This is a genomic window from Qipengyuania gelatinilytica (assembly GCF_019711315.1).
Classification (GTDB): Bacteria; Pseudomonadota; Alphaproteobacteria; order Sphingomonadales; family Sphingomonadaceae; genus Qipengyuania; species Qipengyuania gelatinilytica.
The window spans coordinates 862,561-885,327 of the sequence record NZ_CP081294.1; the positions used below are offsets into that span (position 1 = coordinate 862,561).

The window sequence follows — 22,767 nt, forward strand, 5'->3', positions numbered from 1 at the left end:
CAGGTCAGAACGCCTTCCTGACATCGATGCCGAGGTAACGACCCGTCGGATCGATCCGGAATGGCTCGAAAGCCTCGGGTACATCGCCGTTGCCGTCGACCACCGTCCGGCGCGCGTCGAAGACATTGTCGACGCGGACCGCGACGCGCAGGCCCTCGAGCCAGCCATCCTCGGATTTCGTCACCTCGCCGAGGTCTGCGAAAAGGCGAATGTCGAAAGTCGCGAGATCACCGAAGAAGAGGTCGGTAGAGCCAGGCTGGCCGCTGCCCCGAATGACGCCTTCGCCGGCGTAATTGCCGGAAAGGCGCATACCGTAACCTTGCCAGAAAATGCCGCCTTCGAGGCGCGTCGTATCACGCGACCTGAGAGCGCCATCGACGGCAAAGCCGTCAAGTTGGTCGAAAACCGGCCCGCTTTCCGACAGCAGCACTTCGTTTTCCAGCGCGATCGCATGGTTCAATGACAGGAAATAGCGCGGGCGCGTGTCGTTCGGATTGCCGCCGAACATGCGCGCCATCCCGCCTCCGCGCCTTCCGCCACGGTTCTCAACCTGTCCCTGTGCGCCCTCGGCAGAACACATCCGCTCGCGCGCCGCCTTCAGCTTTTCGGGATCGATCTCGCCGTCTTCGCCCTTGAGCCGGGCAAGCATCCGCTCGGGCAACTCGTCGAGCTTGGGCGGCTCTGCACATAGAGCGGTGCGCATCGCGGCAAAGCGTTCGGACCGCTGATCGGCCTCTTCACCGCAGAAACGCTCGCGCGCTGCCGCGATCTTCTCGGGATCGGGATTGCCCGCATCATCGAGCAGGCGTGCACGGAACATCTCGGGGATTTGCGAAAGGTCGGGCGTTTCGCCTTCGGGCGTCTCGCAGAAGACCTTGCGGATCGCTTCCATGCGCGAAGGATCGAAACCGCCACCGGGTCCGCCTCTTTGCTGACCGCTCGCCGCGCCTTGCGGCGGACCTCCGCGACCCTCGCCGCGCTCGGGGCGTTCGGGCGCCTTGCCGATCTGCCCGCGCGTGTTGAGGCCGAAGGACAGGATCCGGCTGCGTGTCTTGTACAGCGTGAGCGGACGCCGGTCGATCGCCAGCAATTCACCCGCCCCGTCGCGCGTCACGCGGTCGGGAAAGGCCTGCTCGAAAGCCGAACTGAAGGAGGGCGTCGACGTCACATCGCGCGAACGGTTGATGCCGTAATTCGCCTGCAGGCGTGCGTTTTCCCAGAAGGGCAATTCCCAATTGGCGCCGAAACTCCAGTCGGACTGGGTCTCTGCGACAAGATTCGGATTGCCCCCGCTGATGACGGTCGCAAGCACGGTCTCTCCGGTCGAATAGTCGAACACGGTCTGGTTCAGCTCTTCGATACGCGGGCTGCCGAGATTGGTCAGACTGGGAGCAACTTCGCGCCAGATGCGTGTGGCGCTGAAGTTGAGCGCCTCGGTCGGCGACCAGTTGGCGCCAAGGCTCCAGTTTGCCAGCGTGCCGAAATCGGAGAGGTCTTCCACCCCGCCGGAGAAATTGAGGCTGAGACCTCCAATCGGGCCGCCGCGCCGCAGGACGGGCGCATTGATATTCACCCCGCCGTTCACCCGCCTGCGCGTAAGCGAGAGCGGATTGTCGGTGCGCGTGTCATCGCTTTCGATCCGCTTCCAGTCGAACCCGGCATCGAACGTCATGGTCAGGTCGCCAGCGGGAAGCTGGATCGGGTAGCCGGTCAGCGTCAGGTCGTTGGCGATGGTATAGGTGCGGCTCGTGGCGGTATCGAAGCCCGAAGCATCGAAGCGGTCGATGTCGGTCTCCGAGCGCGTGTGGTTCGCATCGGTGGTGAAAGTCGCGTTCCAGTCGCCAAGCGGCTTGTTGATCGTCGAGCCCAGCGAATAGCTGTCCGTATCCGTCTGCCGCTCGAGTACCGAGATCCCGTCAGTCGCCAGACCATCGAGAGAAAGGCTCTCCTTGCGCGCAAAAGTACCGTTCAGGCTGAGCGAGGTGCCGCTGTCGATGAAGGCGCGGGCATAGTTCGCCTCGGCCTGCAGGCCGAAAGTGTCCGACACGAGGCTGCGGAATTCCGCTTCGTCGGTATTGCCGCCCACGCTGAGACCGCGATCGGCCTCTGTCAGCAGGCTGCGGTCCTGGCCCTCGACATCGAAGTTAAGGCGGCCCTTCTCGCCGATCCTGAGCCAGGTCAGTTCCTGTTCGTTATAGGAATAGCCGCCGATGCCGGGCTGTTCGTATTCCACTTCGGCCGTCAGCGCCTGGAAATTGGGCTTCAGGACGATGTTGACGACCCGCTGATCGGGCGAGAAACCGAAGCGCTGCGCGACTTCTTCGGAGAATACCTCGACTTTGGCGACGGCTTCCTGCGGATAGGAGCGGAATTCGCGCCAGCTCGACACGCGAATGCCGTTGATCAGGAAAACCGGCCTACCGCCGCCGCGGTTGCCGCGCGCACTGCTGCCGGTCGCCGGTTCGATTGCGGCAATCACGTCCGCGATCGAACTTGCGCCGAAGGCCGCGATATCGGCCTCGTTGTATTCCGCCAGCGGAGCGTCGTCGATCGTCAGCTGCCCCTTCAGGCGCGTGCCAAAGACCACGATATCGCCATCTTCGCTGACCGGAGCCGATCCGGCTTCGCCATCGACGGCGACCGGCGCTTCCTCCTCGGGTTCGGCCGCCTGCTGTGCTTGCAGCGCCGTTCCCTGCGTGGCGAGCAGCATGACAGCAGAAATTACAGGCAGTCTCTGAAAGAAAATCATCGAGGAAGGTCTCTTCTCATTCGTTCGCGAATGGCCCCCTCGACCGGCGTGTCGACGAAGAAGCAGTCCCTAACAAGCATTTGCCGTGTAACATTTCGTCGCAGCGGCATTGCCTCGTCCTGAATGCCCAAGTCTTCCCTTTTATCCCGCCTGACGCTATGGGCGCGCGACACAAATCGACCAACTGCACGAATTTAAGGAATCGAATGGCCAAAGAAGAACTTCTCGAAATGCGCGGGCGCGTTGTGGAACTGCTGCCCAACGCCATGTTCCGCGTCGAGCTCGAGAACGGCCACGAGGTACTCGGCCACACCGCCGGCAAGATGCGCAAGAACCGCATTCGCGTGCTGGTGGGCGACGAGGTGCTTTGCGAACTGACGCCTTACGACCTGACCAAGGCGCGCATCACCTATCGCTTCATGCCCGGTCGCGGCGGCCCAGGCCCACAGTAAGCCGTAGTTCGAGCTTTCGTGGCCGCGCCCAGGCTCATCCTTGCATCCGCCAGCCCGCGTCGCCGCGAACTGATCGCGCGGCTCGGGCTGACGCCGGATGCCGTCAATCCCGCCGATATCGACGAAACGCCTGCCAAGGGCGAACTTCCACGCGACTATGCGAAACGCATGGCGCGCGAGAAGGCTGAAGCGGCTGCCAGCGATGACGGCTTCGTGCTGGCAGGCGACACGGTGGTCGCCGCCGGTCGCCGGATCCTGCCCAAGGCGGAAGACGAGGCGACGGCGCGCAAGTGCCTCGAGCTGCTTTCCGGTCGCCGACACCGCGTGCTGTCGGCCATTGCGCTACGCGCTCCCGACGGTTCGGTGCGCGAGCGATTGAGCGAGACGGTGGTGATGTTCAAGCGCCTCTCCGCCGAAGAGATCGACGCCTATATCGCCAGCGGCGAATGGGACGGCAAAGCTGGCGGTTATGCCATCCAGGGCATCGCGGAAGGGCTGATCTCCCGTATCCAGGGAAGCCATTCGGGCGTGGTTGGCCTCCCGCTTTACGAAACACGCGCGCTCCTCAAAGCAGCAGGCTTCGAAATTGCCTGAGTGGCTGGTCGAGGAAGGCGTCGGCGAAACACGCGCGATCCTGATCGACGGTGACGAGGTACTGGCGGCCAAATGCCGCTGGCCGGGCGAATTGCATTCAGGACAGAGCCTCCAGGCCAAGCTCGTCACGAAGAAAGGCACCCGTGGAACAGCACTGACCGCCGAAGGGCGCGAGGTGCTCGTCGACAAGCTCCCGCGCGACGCCAACGAGGGTGCGCAGATCGACCTAGTCGTGACCCGTGCCGCCATGACCGAGCGTGGCCGTTACAAACTGCCAGCCGCGCGTCCTGCCACTTCAGTCAGACCTGCGGAGGATGTCTTCGCGACGGGCAAGCGCGTGCATCGCTTTCCGTCCGGTGCTTGGGAAGATGTCTGGCATGCAGCCAGCACGGGCGAGATCGCCTTCGATGGCGGATCGCTGCTGTTCGCGGTGACGCCTGCCATGACGCTGGTCGATATCGACGGCCACCTTGATCCGCGCCCGCTGGCGGTGGCTTCGGTCGCACCTATCGCGCAGGCAATCCGCCAGTTTGATCTTGGCGGTTCGATCGGGATCGACTTCCCCACGCTGGAGGCCAAAGCGGACCGCAAGGCGGTCGACGTGGCGCTCGAGGATGCGCTGGATGGCTGGCCGCACGAGCGCACCGCGATGAACGGTTTCGGTTTCGTGCAAATGGTCGCGCGGCTGGAAGGTCCCTCGCTTCTCCACCGCTTCGCCACTTCGCGTACCGGCATGGCAGCGCGCATGGCATTGCGGCGGGCCGAAACGGTCGAAGGTGCCGGCGTGACGCTGCTGACCGTGCATCCCGCGCTCAAGGCGAAGCTCAAGCCCGAATGGCTGGCCGAGGTGGAGCGCCGCACCGGAAGGCCACTGCGGATAGAGACCGATCCGGGTCTTGCCATCGAAGCTGCCTCTGCCCAGATCGTGGGGCATGAGTAAGCCCTGCCCCATCTGCAAGAAGCCGCGTAGCCAGGAACACGCGCCGTTCTGCTCCACGCGCTGCCGCGACCGCGATCTCGCCAAGTGGTTCGGCGATGGATATGCCGTGCCCGGCCGCACTGCCCTGCCCGAAGAAATCGCTGCCGAAGTGATCAAGCCACAGGACGATTGAATTAGCCCCTTGCCAAGCGCTCTGCGCTTCGCCATAGGCGCGCACTCCAACCGCTGGAGCGCCCCACGAGAGGCCGCAGCGAAGGTTAGCCCGGGTAGCTCAGTTGGTAGAGCATGCGACTGAAAATCGCAGTGTCGGCGGTTCGAATCCGTCCCCGGGCACCACTTTCCCCACTCAACCGCCCCAAAGCCCTTCGGCAGCCCCGCATGCGCGTGCCAGCGAATCGAAGTCTTTTGGCCTTGTGAGTCGATAGACCGGACACTTCGCCGCGATCTGCGCGCCCAGTGCGCCCTGCTCTCCCCATGTGCCGAGCGCTTCGATCATCTCGGGCCGGTACATCGTCTGCTTCATCGCCGCTCCGAGAGCTTCGGCACCGGCCAGCCTGTCAAGCGACACCTGCTCGCCCTCTTCAAGAGTAACGATAGCGACCAGAGGCAAAGCCGCCTCGCCCGCGAGGTGGTCGGACGAGCTGCAATGGAACTTGTCCTCGCGGTAGTAATCGCGCTGGAGGATACGCTCCTCCCAGCCGAAATGGCCGATCGCTTCGCGCCACAGCTTGATCCGTGCGGACGAGGGATGGATCAGCGCATGCTCTTCTCCCGGCTCGATGCGGCTCAGATCGTCTGCGACCAGACTGCTACCGCGCGAGAGCATGGCGCCCGCCATCGTGCTCTTGCCCGCCCCAGCATCGCCGCAGAACAGGATAGCCCGGCCACTTCGGGCCACCGCACTGCCATGCCACATGGCAAAGCCGCGTTGGTAGCCGAGCGCGCCCCATGCGCTCCCGAGCGTGAACAAGCGCAATTCCGGCGGAGCGGCGGTCAGCCCGGGATGAAGGGTGATCCGGCGGCCTCCCTCGACCTGCCATCCGCCAATACCCTCCACTGCGAAGCGCAGCGCCTCGCCCACCGCAACGCTGCCATCGGTCGGACAGTCGGGACAGGGTTCGTCCGATATCGCGATTTCGACATCCGCTTCCCCGCCCGGATCGCAGCCAAACGCCTCCCACTCGGGCAGTTCGAGTGCCGAAGCGACGACGAGACCCGAATGGCGATAGTGGAAGGGAAACGGCATGACGCGCACCTAGCTGCCCAAGCGGATGAAAACACGCAAGCATTGCCAATTGCGACGCTCGCGTTATCTCCTCGGCCATGCACGAAGAAACCGCGACCGCGCTCTCCGCCTTCGACATCGCCGCACTGCTGGTTGTCGCCTCCGCCCTGCTCGGATGGTTCAACCATCATTTCATCAGGTTGCCGCATGTCATCGGCCTCACCGTCATGGGCGCGATTGCCGCGATCGGGCTGATGCTCGCCAATGCGTTCATCCCCGGCGTCACTCTGGATGACTGGGTGGCAGACACGCTTCGCCAGATGAACTTCACCGACACGTTGCTGCAGGGGATGCTCAGCTTCCTGCTTTTCGCGGGCGCGCTGCATGTCGATCTCGACCGGCTCAAGGTCGCATGGCTTCCCGTGCTCTTGCTGTCCACGGTCGGCGTCATGATCTCGACGGTGCTGGTAGGCCTCGCCATGTGGGGCGTGGGCATGCTGCTCGGCCTGTCCATCGCGCCGATCTGGTACTTCGTTTTCGGCGCGCTGATTGCCCCGACCGATCCGGTTTCCGTGCTCGGCGTCCTCAAGGAAGAGAACGTGCCCAAGTCGCTGCAAAGCGCGGTGGCGGGCGAGAGCCTGTTTAATGACGGCGTGGGCATCGTGATTTTCATCATCCTGCTCGGCGCCGCGGTGAGCGGAAACGATTTCTCCTTTATTGCGGGCGCCGAACTGTTCGCTATCGAAGCGGGCGGCGGGATTCTCGTCGGTCTTGTCGCCGGCTATCTCGGCTATCGTGCGCTTGCGGGAATGGACGAATATACGCTCGAGGTGCTGATCACGCTTGCAGTCGTGATGGGCGGCTATGCGCTGTGCAGTTACCTCCACATTTCCGGCCCGCTGGCCATGGCGGTTGCAGGCCTGCTGATCGGCAACCACGGCGTCACCTATGCGATGAGCGACGTGACGCGCGACTATGTGCTCAAGTTCTGGGAATTGCTCGACGAGCTCCTCAACTCTGTCCTGTTCCTGCTGATCGGGCTCGAGATGATCGTGCTGGTGGCGGGCACGGACACGCTGCTCTTCGGCCTGCTCGCCATTCCGTTGACGCTGGCCGCACGCGCAGTCGGCATCTTCGTGTCGACCAAGACGATCCCTGCGGCGCGCCTGCAGGACAAGGGCGCGGGCCGCGTGCTGTGGTGGGGTGGCCTTCGCGGAGGTATCTCGATTGCGCTGGCGCTGTCGCTGCCGCCGGGCGAAACGCGCGACCTCATCCTTGCCGCGACCTTTGCCGCAGTGCTCTTCAGCGTACTTGTCCAGCGGGCAACGCTAGGCCGGTTGATCGAGAAACTGAAACACGATCAAGCCCCTGCCGTCGAGGAGGACGGCGGGAAAGAGACCGTGCACTAGGCGGGAGGGACCAGCGGCCCCTCCCGCCAGCACATCGCTAGAAGGCTCCATTGTCGCACAGGACATCGGTCAGCACGACTTCGCACTTGCTGTCGAAATTGGCAGGCCCGGTCAGGTCGAAACGGATGCGGTTGTCGACCACATCGTAAACCACATTGGAGATCGACACGGCAAAATTGCCGCTGCCTGCCTGTTCGACCTCGGTGACATTGGCGGTACCGGCGAAACTGGTCGCAGTACCGTCGAGGATCGGCACCCTCAGCGAAATGCCGACCAGGGCATCCTGGGTTTCGCTGCGCGAGACGATGGCCTTGCCCAGCACGCGGAGGATGTGCGGATGGGCACCCCCGGGCTTGCGGGACAGATATCGCTCGAACGAGGCTGTTGCACCGGCGGCGAGCGAGACACCCTCGCCAACCAGCTGGTGATTGTCGCCGACAAGACGCGCAACATGCGTCCCTTCGCAGCCTTGGAAAACGTTGCGCGCCACGCGCCGGAGAGTGGCTGCATCCTGCGCAATCTCGGTATCGTCCAGCCGGTATCCGGTGAAGCGGTTGCGCACGCTGGACCACGGATCGCCGTTCCACTCGGACGGAATATCGAGGAAGTACGCGTCCGCCGACACCGCGAGCGTCGCGGCATCCTGCGCGCGATAGGTCCCGACATTCTCGAAAGTGCAGTGACGGCACCGCTCCAGCTTCACGTAATGCGCCGTCGCACCGGCATTAGCGTGCTGGCCGACCTTGCCGTGATAGGTCAGGATATGGGCGCCGCGCAGGTTCCTTGCCCAGATGCCGGTTTCGAGCGGCGTATCGTCGAAACAGAACATCCGCGTGGGAAGCCCGCCATCGAGGTGGAAATTGATCCGGTTGCGCACGCAATGCATCGCGCCTTCCGCACCCGAGCTGTTGTAGAAGCCGATATCGCCATCGGCCGCGGTGCAGCTGGGTGAAAACTCGTTATCGGCTCCCGTCACGTGATAGCCGAATGCGAAGGATCCCCTGGCGCGGGTCTTGCGAAAATCGCCCTCGAGCCCCTGCAGGTCGAAGGATTTGTACCCGCCGATGACTTCGACGTTCCAGACGCGGTTATGGTAGATGTTGCCGCTGGTCCCGATTGTCTTCACGCCCGAAACCTGCGTTCCGGTCTGCGTTTCCTGATCCCAGACACCGCTCGGTATGCGCAGCCAGAAGCCGTCGAGCGAAGCGCGGTTCTTGGTGACCTCGACGATGCCCTCGCCGCTGATGAAGCTGTTGGTCGTCAGCGCGACCAGATCGAGGCTGAACGGCGAGATGCCGTTGCCGAAGGTCAGCCTTTCGTCGTCGAGCACGATCTTCGTCCCGACCCCGAAACGCCCCTTGCCGCGCGCACCGATCCGGCTCGCTCCATTGGCCGACGCAAAGGCAATCGCGGCATTGATGGCCGGACCGTTGTCGAGGCCCGAGGTGCCATCTGCGGCCGCCTGGTTCACTCCGCTGCTGCTGGCGCCGAACTGTTCGATGTAGAGCTCTGCGCCCATCAGGCGGTACCAGCCGTTGAGGCACTCGATCGTGCCAGGGCCGGCATCTGCAGGTGCACCCGAATAACTCGCCGGATCGATGAGGCAGTATCGCCCCTCGCCTCCGTCGCCTGCATTCGCGAAACCGGTCGTCTCGATCATGTCCGAACCGCTAAAGTCCTGCCCGATCGCATCTGCGCGTGTCGTAACGATTGTCATGTGCTGCTCCTGACTGTTCCAAGGAGCACGGCAGGTATTGGCGCGAATTCGCGGTAGGAAAGCGCAAATTGTCCTACGTGAGCGAACCGCCGACAATTGCTTTCGGCCCGCCCTTCCGGTAAGCGGCAGCCAATCGCCCCGGGCCGTGCGGATCCTTCCCGATTCCACCCACCGGGGCGCTGTCTTTTACGCGCGAAGGAATGCAGAGATGGCACGTCGCCGCCAGATTTACGAAGGCAAGGCCAAGATCCTTTACGAGGGTCCCGAACCGGGCACCATCATCCAGTATTTCAAGGATGACGCGACCGCCTTCAACGCGGAGAAAAAGGGCACGATCAACGGCAAGGGCGTGATCAACAATCGCATCAGCGAATATGTGTTCACCCGCCTGTCGCATATTGGCATTCCGACGCATTTCATCCGCCGCCTCAACATGCGCGAACAGCTGGTCCGCCAGGTCGAGATCATTCCTCTCGAAGTCGTGGTGCGCAACGTCGCTGCCGGTTCGCTGACCAAGCGCCTCGGCGTCGAGGAAGGCGAGGTGCTGCCGCACACGCTGATCGAATACTGCCTGAAGGACGATGCGCTGGGCGACCCCAAGGTCTCCGAAGAAGAAATCGCCTGCTTCAATTGGTGCAGCCATGAAGAGATGCAGGACATGTCCAGCATGGCCATCCGCATCAACGATTTCCTGTGCGGCATGTTCGCCGCGATCGACATCCGCCTCGTCGACTTCAAGCTCGAATTCGGCCGTATCTGGGACGGCGATTTCAGCCGCACGATCCTCGCCGACGAGATCAGCCCCGACGGCTGCCGCTTGTGGGACATCAACACCGGCGAAAAGCTCGACAAGGACCGCTTCCGCCGCGATCTCGGCGGTGAAAGCGAAGCCTATCAGGAAGTCGCGCGCCGCCTCGGAATCCTCCAGAACGAGGATAACGGGCCGGGCGAAGTGCTCGACATGAGCGCCCACCGCGGCCGCCTGCGCACGCCGGCCAAACCGACTAAGAAGTAGGGCCCGTTCGCTGCGCGCGGCGCTCTAGGCGCCTGGCCTTGTTCGCAAGGGCTAGCTCGCGGACCTGCATCCAGAAGCGCTCCTCGGCCTGCATCGATTGCGGGCATGCTTCGGTGCCGTTGGCAACGATCGACTGGACTTCCTCGATCAGCGCGCGCCCCAACTCGTCTTCGGAAAAGAAACCTCTCACTCGCCGCCTCTCTTCGGCGGCGAGCTCCTGACGCGCGGAATCTCCCCAAAAGGTCTCGTTTGCTCCCGCGCGGCTGTTGAATTCCAGCGCTCCCGAGCGACCGTCGACAAAGGCCAGCAGCCGGAAATCACCCGTACGCCTGTATGAATGGTGCTTGCCGTCATCCAGCACGCGGTCGAAGCCATTCTCACGTAGGGTTGCGAGCGCACGAACGAGGTCGCGCCGCGAAAAGCGGAGCAGCAAAGCGTCGGCGACCTTGCTCCGCGCTTCGACGAGGCAACCGCCCAGATCACCTTTGCCTCGTGAACGAGCCAGCTCGCGGACCACGCGCCTCGGAATGAACTTAGCGTCTGCAGGATCTTCGAACAGTCCGCGTTCGACGGCCATAGCCTCGAAACCGGCGATAGAATGATATCCAGCCGGGTCGAGAACGGGCGGGCCGCTGATCCCGCCACAAGAATCGGTGTTCGCGAAGGCAGGTTTCAGCGGCGGCGTGAGATTGATCGCGAGATCTTCGGCAAGATCTCTGGGGGCCATTCCCTCTGTTTGCGCGGCGAGGTCGGCAAGCGCAGAGCGCCGTTTTCTGACCTTCTGCTCTTGCCAGACGCTTTCATAGGCTTCGGCAAAAGCCGCCCGCTCGGCCTTCCACTGCGCGATTTCGACAGGATCGGTCATGCCGGCCGGCGGATCGTAAACGACCTCGGCCTCAAACGGCACAGTGAAGACACATGCTGCGACCGGGGCGGCCCACAATGCTGCCAAGGCAATCGGCAAAGCCGCTATGCATCTGATCTGCTTCGCTATCATATATCCAAGCTTATCACACCACGTAGCGCAGCGTCATCCCGCTAGGTGCGATGGCGTATGCGCAGTCCGGCATGTGGTCCCCGTCGACCTGGACGGGCGTGACGCAGCGGTCGAATTCGATCCTCCGGCAGCTGCGGATCTGTGCCTTTGCGAACCTGTCGAGCGGCAGGCGCAGCATGACCGCAAGGCTGAGCAGCATGGTGCTGAACCGGGTCGAGCGTTCAAGGGTGATCAGCTCTACCGCGTCGGCGGCGAGCGCGGCTTCGGGGCTCAGCTGGAAGGGCCCCGCATAGAGCGCCGCGCCCGAAACGATTGCCGCCTCGGCCTCGCAGGTGAATAGCTCGCCATCGGCAAGCTCGCCGCGCACGGTCATCGCATTGCGTGGCCATTCGCTCATCTGCTGGACCATCGCCACGACATAGGCATAGCGCCCGATGCGCTTCTTCAGTTTGCCCGAAACGCGGGCGACCGCATGGCTGTCGGGCCCGATCGAAAGGCAGGAAACGATCGGCATTTCGCCCAGCCGGTAAAGCGGCGCGCGGACCCAGCCGCCGCTACCCCTGGCCCAGCCCTCGGCCACCTGCTTAGCAAAGGCTGAAGGCTTGCGCGCATAACCCAGTTCGCGCGCGACGAGGTTGATTGTGCCCGATGGCGCGACTGCCAGCGGCACTTCACCCGCCGCCTCGCCGAGGGCCTGCACCGTGTCGCGCAAGGTCCCGTCGCCGCCGTGGATGCAGACCAGCTCGGCAGTGCCCGAAAGCCGTGCCCCCTCGGCGGTGGTCGGCATGGGCGTGACGGCGAAACCCTGTTCGCCCAATGCCGCGACGAGAGCATCGAGGTGAGCCTGGCTGAAGCTTCCCGACACGGGATTATAGACGAGATCGACTGCGGTCATCGGTCAAGCCCTAACGCAAGGAGCGGGAAAGACAAATTCGCATTCGTCGACGCCTCTCGCAGCTTGGCAGAGTGCACCGCTCGGTCAGCTTGCAGTCATGCCTGCCCTTGCTATGCCTGCGAGTTGGAGAGGACTGTTAATGAAGACCATGATGCGGGTGCTTGCACCCTTGCCCTTGCTGGCACTCACGCTGCCCTGTGTTGCGCAGGCGGAAACCGGTGTGGAGCAGGAGCAAGCGGCTGCCACAAACGCCTGGGGCAATGCAATCTACGACATCGCGCCCGATGGACGGGTCGAATATGGCGTGCTCGACAACGGATTGCGCTACGCGATCCTGCAGAACGAGCGGCCCGAAGAAACCGTGGTGATCCGTTTCGGCTTCGATGTCGGCTGGGTGGATGAAGAGGACGACGAGCTCGGCCTTGCCCATTTCATCGAACACATGGCCTTCAACGGATCGACCAACATCCCCGAAGGCGAGATGATCAAGCTTCTCGAACGCGAGGGGCTGGCCTTCGGTGCAGACACCAATGCATCGACCGGCTTCGAGGATACGATCTACCGGCTCGACCTGCCACGCAACGATCCCGAATTGCTCGACACCGCGCTGATGCTGATGCGCGAGACGGCAAGCGAGTTGACCATCGCCGAAGACGCGGTCGATCGTGAGCGCGGGGTGATCCAGTCCGAAACGCGTACCCGCAACAATTACTCGATCCGGCGGCTGAGGGACTATCTCCAGTTCATTGCCCCCGAAACCCGTTATTCGGCCCGCTTCCGTGCGGAAGGAACGGTCGAGAATATCGACGCAGCCCCGGCGCAAAGGCTGCGCGATCTCTATGGGCGCTACTACCGCCCGGACAATGCCGCGCTGGTGATAGTCGGCGATGTCGATCCGGCTCTGGTGCGCGAGAAACTGGTCGAGACTTTTGCCGACTGGGAGGCGCAGCCGGACGCCATCGAGCGTATCGAAGGCGGTACAATCGATCTCGATCGCGGTACCGCCGCGGCCAATTTCGTCGATCCCGATGTCGAACATATCGTGGTGATCGACCGTTTCGCCCCTCATGATCGGCGTGAGAGCAGGCAGGCCGATTTCAAGCGCTCACTATTGTCCTCGCTTGGCCGAGCGATGGTCAATCGCAGGCTGGAGAAGATCGCCAACGCGCCGGATGCGCCGATCATTTCCGGCGGCATATCATCCGGCGACTTCTTCGATCTCTACGACCAGTCGACCATGACCGTGCAGGCTAAGGAGGGCGAATGGGAAAAAGCCTTGCAGGTCGGCGAACAGGAATGGCGCCGCGCGATCGAGCATGGCTTTACCGATGCCGAGCTGGCCGAGCAGGTCGCCAACTTCACCCGCGTGTATCGCACCGCAGCCGAGCAGCAGGACACGCGCCGCAGCGGGTCTCTCGCAGGCGGGATCCTGTCGACTGCCAAGACCGGTCGTCTTTTCGTCACCCCGCAGACGAGCTGGCAATTGTTTCAGGACATGATCGGGGAGGTCACGCCCGAAGCCGTCGCCGAAGTTTTCCGCGAGGATTACGCCCTGTCCGCGCCACTGGTGCATGTCAGCACCAAGCAAGCGATAGAGGGGGGAGAAAGCGCCATACTGAGCGTCCTCGACGCCTCCCGCGCGGTCCCGGTCGAAGCGCCGCAGGGCGGTGAGACCGTAGAGTTTGCCTATACCGATTTCGGCACGCCCGGGTCGATCGTCGCCGATGAGACGGTCGAGGATCTCGGCTTTCGCCAGATCCGTTTTGCCAACAACGTCCGCCTCAACCTCAAGGCGACGGACTTCGAGAAGGGTCGCGTCCGGTTCAACATCCGCATCGGGTCGGGCCTCTTGTCGATACCCGACGACGCTGTCGGCACCGGAATGTTTATCTCGACCTCGCTCGATTCCGGCGGGCTCGGCAAGCACAGCTATGACGAGCTGCGCCAGATCATGGCCGGCCGCGACGTGTCGAACGGCCTGTCGACACAAAGCGACCAGTTCCGCGTCGGCGGGGCGACAACCATGGCGGACCTCCCGCTCCAGATGGAGCTGACCACGGCCTATCTCACCGATCCCGGCTTCCGCGAGGAGGCACTGACCCGCTGGCAGGCGCTGCTCCCGCCCTTCTTCGCGCGTGCCGACGCCACGCCGCAGGGGGTGGCACAATTCGAACTGCCGCAGGTCATCACCGATGGCGATCCGCGTTTCGGCATCCCGTCGGAAGCGGCGCTCAATGCCATCACGCTGGAGCAGGCGCGCGCGCTCACAAGTGCACAATTCGCATCCGCACCCATCGAGATCTCGGTTGTCGGCGAGATCGACGAAGAAGCCGTGATCGCTGCCGTTGCACGCACTTTCGGCGCACTGCCCGAACGGGCGGAGACCTTGCAGCCCTTTATCGAAGAACGGCAGGTGTCCTTCACGTCGCGCAAGGCACCGGTGACCCTTAGCCATGCAGGCGCAGAGGATCAGGCCTTGGCGCAGGTTTACTGGCCGACGACCGACGATGACGATGCGCAGGAAGAGGCGACCATGCGGCTCCTGGCATCAGTCATGCGCCTGCAACTGCTCGAAGAGATCCGCGAGAACTTGGGCGCATCCTATTCGCCGGGTGCGAACTCGGCTATGAGCGACACCTACGACGGCTTCGGAAGCTTCTCAGCCTCCGTGGTCATCGCGCCCGAAGATGCGGAAACGGTGTTCGAAACCATCGATGCCATCGCGGCGGGCCTGCGGGATGCGCCGGTCGATGACGACCTTCTCGAACGAGCGCGAAAGCCCATGCTGGAACAGCTGGCAAAGAGCCGTCGCGAGAACAGCTACTGGCTGGGAATGCTTAGCGAATCCCAGCTGCGCGCCGAGCGGCTCGGCCGCTATCGCGATTACGAAGAGCGGCTGCTTGCCATTAGCCCGGACATGCTCCGCGAAGCCGCAGCGAAGTATCTGCGCGACGACGAGGCCCTTCGCATACGCATCATCCACCAGAGCCTGGTGGACACCGAATAGAAAAGGGGCCGGGAAGGTTTCCCCTCCCGGCCCCTTCGGATTTCGGTTTCGCGTTTCGACTTAGTAGTCGAAGCGAACCGACACGCCGATGACGCGCGGGTCGTTCACGAAAGCGGTGTTGTTGTTGAAGTCGATGCCGCCCTTCACATTGTCCTCGTCGGTGATGTTGCGCGCGAAGAGCGCAACTTCGAGGCTGCCGTCGAACTTGGCGTAACCGATACGCAGACCGCCTTCGATCTGCGGGTCGGTGACATATTCGTAGCTGTCGTAGAGGAAGAAGCTCGTCTCACCCTGGTAAGTCCAGTCGGTATAGGCGAAGATTTCGCCGGTCGAGCTGACAGGGATCGCATAGCGGGCGCTGACGTCGCCGATCCATTCCGGAGCGTTGGGGAACGGGTTGCCGTCCACCAGCGCGCGGTCAGTGCCGGCGATGTTCACGATCGGGTCGAGCACGGTGCACTGGGCGCAGATGCCCACGGCAAGGTTTTCGTCCTGGATCTTCGTGTCGTTCCAGCTGGCACCCAGCGTGATCAGGAAGTCAGGCGTGATCTGGAACGCGCTGTCCATCTCGAAACCATAGCCACGGCCCTTGTCGGCATTGACGAGCTGCACGAGGTTGTCCGCGCCGCCGACTGCCGAGAACTGCGGATCGTCGATCGTGTAGTAGTAACCGGCGAGGTTGAAGCGCACGCGGCGATCAAACAGCTCCGACTTGAAGCCGGCTTCGTAGCTCATGATCTTCTCGCTGGTGGCGATCGACGGAGCAGCGAAGAAGGCCACGTCGCGGCCCTGGATCGTCGGTGCACGGAAGCCGCTTGCGACACGGGCGTAGACGCTGGCGTCGAGGCTCAGTTCGTAGAATGCAGCGACATCCCAGCTGATACGCTCGTCCGAAACAGAACGTGCCTGCGGATCGGCTGCGTCACGTACGAAGAAGGCCTTCTCGTCTTCTGTGTAGCGGATGCCTGCGGTCAGCTTGAGGGCTTCGGTGACTTCGGTCGTCGCCTGGCCGAACACGGCCCAGCTTTCGTTGGTGTGGTTCACGGTCACGGACGGCGGGAAATCGAAGCCGACCGTGGTCACGTCGAAATCGCTGTCGAAGTAGAAACCGCCGACCTGCCATTCGAAAGTGCCGCCGCTGGGCGAAGCGATGCGCACTTCCTGCGTGAACTGGTCGAGAGTGATCGAGTCCTGCGTATCCGAGGGGAATGGGATAAAGCCCGGGCCCATGAACGGCAGGAAGCTGGCACCGAAGCCGCCGTCGATGTCGCCGCGGCTCGAACCTTCGCTGTTGGCGAAGCTGGTGATACTGGTGAAGGTCGCGAAGTCGGCTTCGTACTCGACCTTACCGGTCGCGATCTCGGCATTGTACTTTGCCTGGTTGCCTGCACCGGCGTCGTAGAAGACGGTGTCGCGGTCGTAGTTCTCGTTGAGGTCGTTCGTGCCCGGGCCGAGGATGTTGGCGCGGAACAGCGTGGAAGTGCCGTCGAGATCGCGGACCGAGTAGCTACCGAGGATCGACAGGCGATCGGTTGGGGTGATGAGGATCTGCGCACGGCCGGCGATGTCGCTGTAGGCGCCATAGGCGTCTTCTTCACCGGTGAAGCCATTGTCGACCCAGTTGTCGCGCTGCTGCCACAGGCCCGACAGGCGGACCGAGGCAATGCCCGGCACGATCGGAACGGTCACGCCGCCATCGATCGAAACCGAATTGAAGCTGCCGTAGCTGGCCGAACCGGTGACGGCGAATTCGTCGCCCGGCTTCACGGTGTCGATCTTGACGATGCCTGCAGGCGTGTTGCGACCGAAGAGCGTGCCCTGCGGGCCGCGCAGGACTTCGATGCGCTCGACGTCGAAGATCGGGAAACTCTTGAGCGTCACGTTTTCGAGGACGACGTCGTCCATGACGACCGAGACCGGCTGCGAGGCGGCAAGGTCGAAATCGGTGTTGCCAAGGCCGCGGATGTAGAAGCGCGGTGCAGCACGGCCGTTCGAGCTTTCGACGAACAGGCCCGGGACGCGGCCGGCCAGCGCGGTGGTGTCGCCACCGGCCGCGAAGATGTTCTGGACTGCGTCGGAGGAGATGGTCGCTGCCGAGACGGGAACGTCCTGCAGGTTTTCCTCGCGGCGGTTGGCGGTGACGACGATGACGTCGAGCGCGCCGTTGTCGGCCTGCTCGGCACCGGTTGCTTCGGTGTCGGAGCTATCGACATCCTGCGCGATGGCAGGCTGCGCGAAGGCGAGAGCCAGCGTACTGGCGGAAAGGAGGCGGAGGGTAAGGGAGCGGTCAATCATGGGAGAGGAAATCCTTTTGGCCCGGCGCCGAATCCATGCGCGGCGCGGGTTGGTGGGATGGGAGGAGTGAATTGACCCGCGCCCTGTAGCCGAAATGTCGCGGAACGCGAGTCGGTAAGCCGCAGAATTGCGCGGTTCTGAGCAAATGTTGCATTGCGGTGACAGGCCCTGCAGGCGCCCGTGTCCTGCAAGTGCCTGATTGTGGGGCGATCCCGCTCGTCTCTTGCTCTTGTGGCCCTCTCGCGGCATAGGCGCGCGCAAAGCAGACCCACTGCGATCCAGTTGAAAGGCCGCCCATGAAAATCCGCGTTCTCGTCAGCCTCAAGCCCGGCGTGCTCGACCCGCAGGGCCGCGCGGTCCACCATGCGCTCGAAGGTCTCGGCTTCAACGGTGTCGACGACGTCCGCATCGGTCGCACAGTCGAACTCGATGTTGCCGACGATACGAGCGATGCCGCCCTCACCGAGATGTGCGAGAAGCTGCTCGCGAATACGGTGATCGAAAACTACACAATCGAGAAGCTCGGCTGATGGCTTTCCGCAGCGCCGTCATCACCTTCCCCGGCTCCAACTGCGACCGCGACATGGCGGTGGCGCTGGAACAGGTCTCGGGCACGGCTCCGGTTCGCGTCTGGCACGGCGATGCACAGCTGCCCGACGGACTGGACTTCATCGCCCTGCCGGGCGGTTTTTCCTATGGCGACTACCTGCGCTCGGGCGCGATGGCCGCTAACAGCCCGATCATGCGCGAAGTGATCCGTGCCGCCGATCGCGGCGTGCCGGTGCTCGGTGTGTGTAACGGCTTTCAGGTCCTTACCGAGGCGCGGCTGCTTCCGGGCGCGCTGATGCGCAATGCCAGCCAGCACTTCATCTGCCGCAATGCCGGGCTGAAAGTGGAGAACGCGCAGTCGATCTTCACCGGCGGCTATTCCGCAGGGCAGGAAATCAGCATCCCAGTGGCGCATCACGACGGCAACTTTTTCGCCGACGAAGAAACGCTCGACCGGATCGAGGGCGAAGGCCGTGTGGCCTTCCGCTACACCGACAACCTCAACGGGTCGCGCCGCGATATCGCCGGTGTGCTCAACAAGGCGGGCAATGTGCTGGGCATGATGCCGCACCCGGAACGTGCCGTAGATGCAGCGCATGGCGGGACCGATGGGCTTGCACTGTTCGAAGGTGCGATGAAGGCGCTCGCCAGCGCCTGACCGGCCTCAGGCGCTCTTGCGCTTCTCGTCGAAACCGCGGCGCTTCAGGACCTTGCGGGCTTCGTCCGCAGGCATCGGCCTGCCGAAGTGATACCCCTGGATCTTGGTGCAGCCGAGACGGCGGATCATTTCGACCTCGTCCTCGTTCTCGACGCCTTCTGCGGTCGTGGTCATGCCGAGGCTGTCGGCCATTGCCACCACGGCGCGGATAATCGCGAGGCTTTCGGGACTGTCTTGCGCCGCGCCCTGCACGAAAAGGCGATCGACCTTGATCGTGGTGAACTTGAGTTTGCGTAGGTAACCGAGCGAGGAATAGCCGGTGCCGAAATCGTCCAGCGCGACCGAGCAGCCCAGTGCCATGCACTGTTCCAGCGCTTTGCGCGCAACAGCCGCATCGCGCATGAAGATGCTTTCGGTAACTTCGATCTCGAGCCGCGAGGGATCGAGCCCGCTGTGTGACAGGGCGCGAACCACCGTTCCGGCGAAATCGGGCTCTACCAGCTGTTCGGGCGAGACGTTGATATTGACCTTCACGTCTTCAGGCCAGTTTGTTGCGGCCTCGCGGCAAGCCTCGTTCATGACCCAGGTACCGATCGGCACGATCAGGCGCGTATCTTCGGCGATTGGGATGAACTTGACCGGGCTTACGTTGCCATGCTCGGGGCTGTTCCAGCGCACCAGCGCCTCGAAACTGACCACGCTTTCATCGAGCGTGTCGACCACCGGCTGGTAGTGGAGCTCGAATTCGTTCTTTTCCAGGGCCGTGCGCAGCGCAACCTCGAGCTGGCGGCGCTCTTCGGCGTTGGAGTGCAGCGAGGGTTCGTATTCGCAATGCGTGCCGCCGCCCTCGTCCTTGGCGCGATAGAGCGCGAGATCGGCATTGCGCAGCAGTTCCTCGACAGAATGGCCGTCGCGCGGACCGATCGCCGAACCGACACTGGTGCCGACGTAGAGCACGTGGTTGTCGATATAGAAGGGTGTGGTGAGCGCAGCGATGATTGCCTTCGCAAGCGTATCTACACGGCGGCGGTCGGCAGCGTCGCGGATGACCACGCCGAATTCGTCCCCGCCAAGGCGGCCGACGAGTTCGCCTTCGTCCATCAGCGGCTTCAGGCGCGAGGCGACCTGCGCAAGCATGCGGTCTCCGACCAGATGGCCAAGTGAATCGTTCACCGCCTTGAACCGGTCGAGGTCGATCATCAGGAAGGCACAGCGTGTGCGCCACTGTTCGGCATAGGTCAGCGCCTTGCCCAGCGCCTCGTTCAGCTGGAGGCGATTGGGAAGCTGGGTCAGTGGATCGTAGCGGGCGAGGAATTCGATCTTCTCGGTGCTCTCGCGCTGGGTCGTGACGTCCGAGCCGACACCGCGGAAACCGTGCCACTCGCCGTCTTCGTCGAACATCGGCGTGCCGGACAGTTCCCACCAGCGCACCTCGCCGCGGACCATGGCCTTGACGACGAGGTTGGAGAAGCTTTCCTTACCTTTCAGCTTGTCGGCCAGTTCATGCAGGCTCTGCGGGAATTCGCCGTTCTTCCAGCCGTCTCCGGAGATAAGCTGGAGGAAGGACTTGCCCTCGATATCCGCCGTGTCGCGCTGGAGCGCAAAGGCGAAGCGCGGGCTTACAGAGCGCAGGCGGCGATTGGTATCGATCTGCCAGAGCCAGTCGGCCTGGCCTTCCTCGAATTCGCGCAGGAGCATGGAGACGGTTTCGCTCTTCTCCTGCATTTCGAGGTCCGCAAGCCGGGCTTCGAATGCCAGCCGGGCCGATTCGATCAGGCCGAAGACAGCAAAGCCGGCGCTGAGCGCGATCAGCAGGGCAAGGCCGAAATTGAAGGTTGCGAGCGCAGCGATGAACGAGCCGGCGCAGGCCGTAATAGTAAAGGCGATCGAACTGAGCGGCGCGCTGAAACGGCTGGCAACGCTCACGAGGATGAGGAATGCGATTGCGCCCCAGATCGAGGCAATCTGCCCCCCTGCCCCCAAGGCCACGAGAATGCACAGGCCGAGCGACCAGACCACTCCCTTGAGGCCAGCCACTATGGCGTGGTTGCGCATCTCGGTCCGCGTGAACAGCCGGTCCTCGGCATCCCGCAGGCGGTAATCGCTGGCGAAAGCAATCATCACGGTGAAGCCCAGCGCGGCGCCCCATGCCTGGAGGGACAGCAGATCGACGCTTCCACTGCACAGCCATGTGACAATGAGCGCCGCAATGGCGTGTAGGGTGACACGCGTCCCTGCGCGTTGTGCGACGAGGGAATACTGCCTGCCATGCACACGTGCCCAGTCACCGGTTTCTGGATCATCCAGACCGATTACCTGCCGCGTGGTCGGCGGGGTGGCCTCATTGGGCGCGTTGAAATTCCAGTCGCTCACGCATGTCGAATTACGCAGGAAAGGTTATTTCCGGGTAAAGGATAGAGCGGAAAGGGAAATTATTCGACGGTGACCGATTTTGCGAGGTTACGAGGCTGGTCGACGTCTGTCCCCTTCACACAGGCCACGTGATAGGCGAGCAGCTGGACCGGAATGGCATAGACCAGAGGCGCGATCAGCGGGTGGACACGGGGCATTTCGATGGTCGCCATGCAGCCCTCGCCCGCCTCTTCCAGGCCCTTGGCATCCGAAATCAGCACGATCTTGCCGCCACGCGCTCGCACTTCCTCCATGTTCGAGATGCTCTTTTCGAAGAGCGGTCCGGAAGGCGCGAGCACGATCACGGGAACGTCATCGTCGATCAGCGCGATGGGACCATGCTTCATCTCGCCGCTGGCATAGCCCTCGGCATGGATGTAGCTGATTTCCTTGAGCTTGAGTGCCCCTTCGAGCGCAAGCGGATAATCCTGGCCGCGCCCGAGATACAGGACGTCGCGCGCCGGGGCGATGAGATGCGCCATCGCCGCAATATCGTCATCGTGGTCGAGCGCGGAGTTGAGGCAGGCAGGCGCCTCGAGCAGGTGTGTGACCACCTCGTGCTCTTGCTCGCGGCTCATCAGCCCTTTCTTGACCGCCATATGTGCGGCAAGCGCTGCGAGCACGGCCAGCTGGCAAGTGAAGGCCTTGGTCGATGCGACGCCGATCTCCGGTCCGGCATGGGTCGGCAGCAGCAGGTCGGCCTCGCGCGCCATCGTGCTGGTGGGTACGTTGACCACCACGGCAATGGTCTGCCCCTTCTCCTTGCAGTGGCGCAATGCTGCGAGCGTATCGGCTGTCTCGCCGCTCTGCGAGATGAACAGCGCCAGCCCGCCATCCTCGAGCACCGGCTCGCGGTACCGGAATTCCGAGGCCACATCGATGTCGACCGGAACGCGGGCGAACTGCTCGAACCAGTATTTCGCGACCATACCCGCGTAGAACGATGTTCCGCAGGCGACGATGGTCACGCGCTTGATGCTGGAAATGTCGAAATCGAACTGGGGCAGTGCGACCGAGACTTCATCGCGGCGCAGGTAGGAGCCGAGCGTCTGCGCGACCACGGTCGGCTGCTCGAAGATCTCTTTCTGCATGTAGTGGCGATAATTGCCCTTTTCGGTCGCTGCGGCAGATGCGCCCGAAGTGCGGACCTCGCGGGTAACCTCGTGGTTCTCCTCGTCGAAGATTGTCGCGCCCTCGCGCGTCACCTCGACCCAGTCGCCTTCTTCGAGATATGAAATCTGCTGTGTCAGCGGAGCAAGCGCCAGCGCGTCCGAGCCGATATAGGTTTCGCCTTCGCCGTATCCAACGACCAGCGGCGAGCCGCGACGTGCACCGATCAGCATGTCGGGATAGTCGCGGAACGCAATGGCCAGCGCAAAGGCGCCGCGCAGGCGCGGCAGCATGTTGGCGACCGCTTCGTGCGGGGTCTCGCCATCTTCGATCCGGCGCGTCAGCAGGTGGGCGACGACCTCGCTATCGGTATCGCTTTCCATCGTGCGACCGGCAGCCTTCACCTCGGCGCGCAATTCCTTGTAGTTCTCGATGATGCCGTTGTGGACGATCGCCACCTTGTCGGTCGCGTGGGGATGCGCATTGTTGGCCGTCGGTGCGCCATGGGTGGCCCAGCGCGTATGCGCGATGCCGATGTCTCCGCCGGCGGGGTGGTCCTTCAGTTCAGTGACCAGATTGTTGAGCTTGCCCTCGGCGCGGCGGCGGACCAGATCGCCATTCTCGATGGTGCAGATACCGGCACTGTCATATCCGCGGTATTCCATCCGCTTCAGACCGTCGACAAGCCTGTCTGCAACCGCTTCCTTGCCGACGATACCGATAATTCCGCACATATATGGATG

17 protein-coding genes and 1 tRNA gene are annotated in these 22,767 nt (G+C 63.1%); 10 read left to right on the top strand and 8 right to left on the bottom strand.

The window, feature by feature from the left end; translation table 11 throughout:
• Window positions 1-4: 4 nt before the first annotated feature.
• Entirely contained in the window at window positions 5-2,710 is a 2,706-nt protein-coding gene (locus K3136_RS04325) for a TonB-dependent receptor plug domain-containing protein (RefSeq protein ID WP_221431671.1), read from the bottom strand.
• Between the two features lie 245 nt (window positions 2,711-2,955).
• On the opposite strand from K3136_RS04325, the gene infA reads away from it, so the two are divergent.
• The 5 genes from infA to K3136_RS04350 all read left to right on the top strand — a co-directional run bounded on the left by infA (window position 2,956) and on the right by K3136_RS04350 (window position 5,071).
• Window positions 2,956-3,201 carry a translation initiation factor IF-1 gene (gene infA, locus K3136_RS04330; RefSeq protein ID WP_007163491.1) on the top strand — a complete coding sequence of 82 codons (246 nt, stop codon included), beginning with the start codon at window positions 2,956-2,958 and terminating at the stop codon, window positions 3,199-3,201.
• An 18-nt stretch (window positions 3,202-3,219) separates the two neighbouring features.
• Window positions 3,220-3,795: a Maf family protein gene (locus K3136_RS04335; RefSeq protein ID WP_221431672.1), complete on the top strand. Its 576-nt coding sequence runs from the start codon at window positions 3,220-3,222 to the stop codon at window positions 3,793-3,795.
• Window positions 3,788-4,735, top strand: coding sequence for an Rne/Rng family ribonuclease (locus K3136_RS04340; RefSeq protein ID WP_221431673.1), 948 nt, complete (start codon window positions 3,788-3,790; stop codon window positions 4,733-4,735). The genes K3136_RS04335 and K3136_RS04340 overlap by 8 nt, the downstream gene beginning before the upstream one ends.
• Window positions 4,728-4,907, top strand: coding sequence for a DNA gyrase inhibitor YacG (locus K3136_RS04345; RefSeq protein WP_221431674.1), 180 nt, complete (start codon window positions 4,728-4,730; stop codon window positions 4,905-4,907). The genes K3136_RS04340 and K3136_RS04345 overlap by 8 nt, the downstream gene beginning before the upstream one ends.
• Before the next feature lie 88 nt (window positions 4,908-4,995).
• Window positions 4,996-5,071: transfer RNA gene (locus K3136_RS04350), tRNA-Phe, on the top strand.
• A gap of 10 nt (window positions 5,072-5,081) precedes the next feature.
• Here K3136_RS04350 and K3136_RS04355 read toward each other — a convergent pair.
• Window positions 5,082-5,981, bottom strand: a complete 900-nt coding sequence (locus K3136_RS04355) for a phosphoenolpyruvate carboxykinase (ATP) (protein ID WP_221431675.1) — start codon at window positions 5,979-5,981, stop codon at window positions 5,082-5,084.
• A gap of 77 nt (window positions 5,982-6,058) precedes the next feature.
• Between K3136_RS04355 and K3136_RS04360 the strand changes: the two genes are divergently transcribed.
• A complete protein-coding gene (locus K3136_RS04360; protein ID WP_221431676.1) occupies window positions 6,059-7,369 on the top strand; it encodes a cation:proton antiporter in 1,311 nt (436 codons plus the stop codon).
• A 37-nt stretch (window positions 7,370-7,406) separates the two neighbouring features.
• On the opposite strand, the gene K3136_RS04365 is transcribed toward K3136_RS04360, so the two are convergent.
• On the bottom strand, window positions 7,407-9,086 hold the full coding sequence (locus tag K3136_RS04365) for a hypothetical protein (protein ID WP_221431677.1): 1,680 nt from the start codon (window positions 9,084-9,086) through the stop codon (window positions 7,407-7,409).
• 208 nt (window positions 9,087-9,294) lie between these two features.
• Here K3136_RS04365 and purC point away from each other — a divergent pair, with 208 nt between their 5' ends.
• The gene (purC, locus tag K3136_RS04370) at window positions 9,295-10,101 is read left to right on the top strand and encodes a phosphoribosylaminoimidazolesuccinocarboxamide synthase (RefSeq protein WP_221431678.1); all 807 of its coding nucleotides are present in this window, start codon (window positions 9,295-9,297) and stop codon (window positions 10,099-10,101) included.
• Here the strand turns inward: purC and K3136_RS04375 are convergent.
• Both K3136_RS04375 and K3136_RS04380 read right to left on the bottom strand, forming a co-directional pair.
• Entirely contained in the window at window positions 10,091-10,966 is an 876-nt protein-coding gene (locus tag K3136_RS04375) for a hypothetical protein (RefSeq protein WP_221431679.1), read from the bottom strand. The two genes, purC and K3136_RS04375, sit on opposite strands and share 11 nt — an antisense overlap.
• Window positions 10,967-11,111: 145 nt before the next feature.
• On the bottom strand, window positions 11,112-11,993 hold the full coding sequence (locus K3136_RS04380; protein WP_221431680.1) for a diacylglycerol/lipid kinase family protein: 882 nt from the start codon (window positions 11,991-11,993) through the stop codon (window positions 11,112-11,114).
• A gap of 139 nt (window positions 11,994-12,132) precedes the next feature.
• Between K3136_RS04380 and K3136_RS04385 the strand changes: the two genes are divergently transcribed.
• The gene (locus tag K3136_RS04385; protein ID WP_221431681.1) at window positions 12,133-15,000 is read left to right on the top strand and encodes a M16 family metallopeptidase; all 2,868 of its coding nucleotides are present in this window, start codon (window positions 12,133-12,135) and stop codon (window positions 14,998-15,000) included.
• Window positions 15,001-15,060: 60 nt separating this feature from the next.
• Here the strand turns inward: K3136_RS04385 and K3136_RS04390 are convergent, their stop codons facing one another.
• On the bottom strand, window positions 15,061-17,295 hold the full coding sequence (locus tag K3136_RS04390; protein ID WP_221431682.1) for a TonB-dependent receptor: 2,235 nt from the start codon (window positions 17,293-17,295) through the stop codon (window positions 15,061-15,063).
• 296 nt (window positions 17,296-17,591) lie between these two features.
• On the opposite strand from K3136_RS04390, the gene purS reads away from it, so the two are divergent.
• Together purS and purQ are read left to right on the top strand one after the other, a co-directional pair.
• The gene (gene purS / locus K3136_RS04395; protein WP_221431683.1) at window positions 17,592-17,825 is read left to right on the top strand and encodes a phosphoribosylformylglycinamidine synthase subunit PurS; all 234 of its coding nucleotides are present in this window, start codon (window positions 17,592-17,594) and stop codon (window positions 17,823-17,825) included.
• A complete protein-coding gene (purQ, locus tag K3136_RS04400) occupies window positions 17,825-18,502 on the top strand; it encodes a phosphoribosylformylglycinamidine synthase subunit PurQ (protein WP_221431684.1) in 678 nt (225 codons plus the stop codon). The genes purS and purQ overlap by 1 nt, the downstream gene beginning before the upstream one ends.
• A gap of 6 nt (window positions 18,503-18,508) precedes the next feature.
• Here purQ and K3136_RS04405 read toward each other — a convergent pair whose 3' ends face one another.
• Both K3136_RS04405 and glmS read right to left on the bottom strand, forming a co-directional pair.
• Window positions 18,509-20,875, bottom strand: coding sequence for a putative bifunctional diguanylate cyclase/phosphodiesterase (locus K3136_RS04405; protein WP_221431685.1), 2,367 nt, complete (start codon window positions 20,873-20,875; stop codon window positions 18,509-18,511).
• 59 nt (window positions 20,876-20,934) lie between these two features.
• A complete protein-coding gene (gene glmS / locus K3136_RS04410) occupies window positions 20,935-22,758 on the bottom strand; it encodes a glutamine--fructose-6-phosphate transaminase (isomerizing) (protein ID WP_221431686.1) in 1,824 nt (607 codons plus the stop codon).
• Window positions 22,759-22,767: the final 9 nt, after the last annotated feature.

Coding starts and splice junctions, on each gene's coding strand:
- K3136_RS04385 (WP_221431681.1), top strand. CDS start 12,133: ATGAAGACCATGATGCGGGTGCTTGCACCCTTGCCCTTGCTGGCACTC.
- infA (WP_007163491.1), top strand. CDS start 2,956: ATGGCCAAAGAAGAACTTCTCGAAATGCGCGGGCGCGTTGTGGAACTG.
- K3136_RS04360 (WP_221431676.1), top strand. CDS start 6,059: ATGCACGAAGAAACCGCGACCGCGCTCTCCGCCTTCGACATCGCCGCA.
- purS (WP_221431683.1), top strand. CDS start 17,592: ATGAAAATCCGCGTTCTCGTCAGCCTCAAGCCCGGCGTGCTCGACCCG.
- K3136_RS04355 (WP_221431675.1), bottom strand. CDS start 5,981: ATGCCGTTTCCCTTCCACTATCGCCATTCGGGTCTCGTCGTCGCTTCG.
- K3136_RS04390 (WP_221431682.1), bottom strand. CDS start 17,295: ATGATTGACCGCTCCCTTACCCTCCGCCTCCTTTCCGCCAGTACGCTG.
- K3136_RS04375 (WP_221431679.1), bottom strand. CDS start 10,966: ATGACCGATCCTGTCGAAATCGCGCAGTGGAAGGCCGAGCGGGCGGCT.
- K3136_RS04380 (WP_221431680.1), bottom strand. CDS start 11,993: ATGACCGCAGTCGATCTCGTCTATAATCCCGTGTCGGGAAGCTTCAGC.
- K3136_RS04365 (WP_221431677.1), bottom strand. CDS start 9,086: ATGACAATCGTTACGACACGCGCAGATGCGATCGGGCAGGACTTTAGC.
- K3136_RS04345 (WP_221431674.1), top strand. CDS start 4,728: ATGAGTAAGCCCTGCCCCATCTGCAAGAAGCCGCGTAGCCAGGAACAC.
- glmS (WP_221431686.1), bottom strand. CDS start 22,758: ATGTGCGGAATTATCGGTATCGTCGGCAAGGAAGCGGTTGCAGACAGG.
- purQ (WP_221431684.1), top strand. CDS start 17,825: ATGGCTTTCCGCAGCGCCGTCATCACCTTCCCCGGCTCCAACTGCGAC.
- purC (WP_221431678.1), top strand. CDS start 9,295: ATGGCACGTCGCCGCCAGATTTACGAAGGCAAGGCCAAGATCCTTTAC.
- K3136_RS04325 (WP_221431671.1), bottom strand. CDS start 2,710: ATGCTGCTCGCCACGCAGGGAACGGCGCTGCAAGCACAGCAGGCGGCC.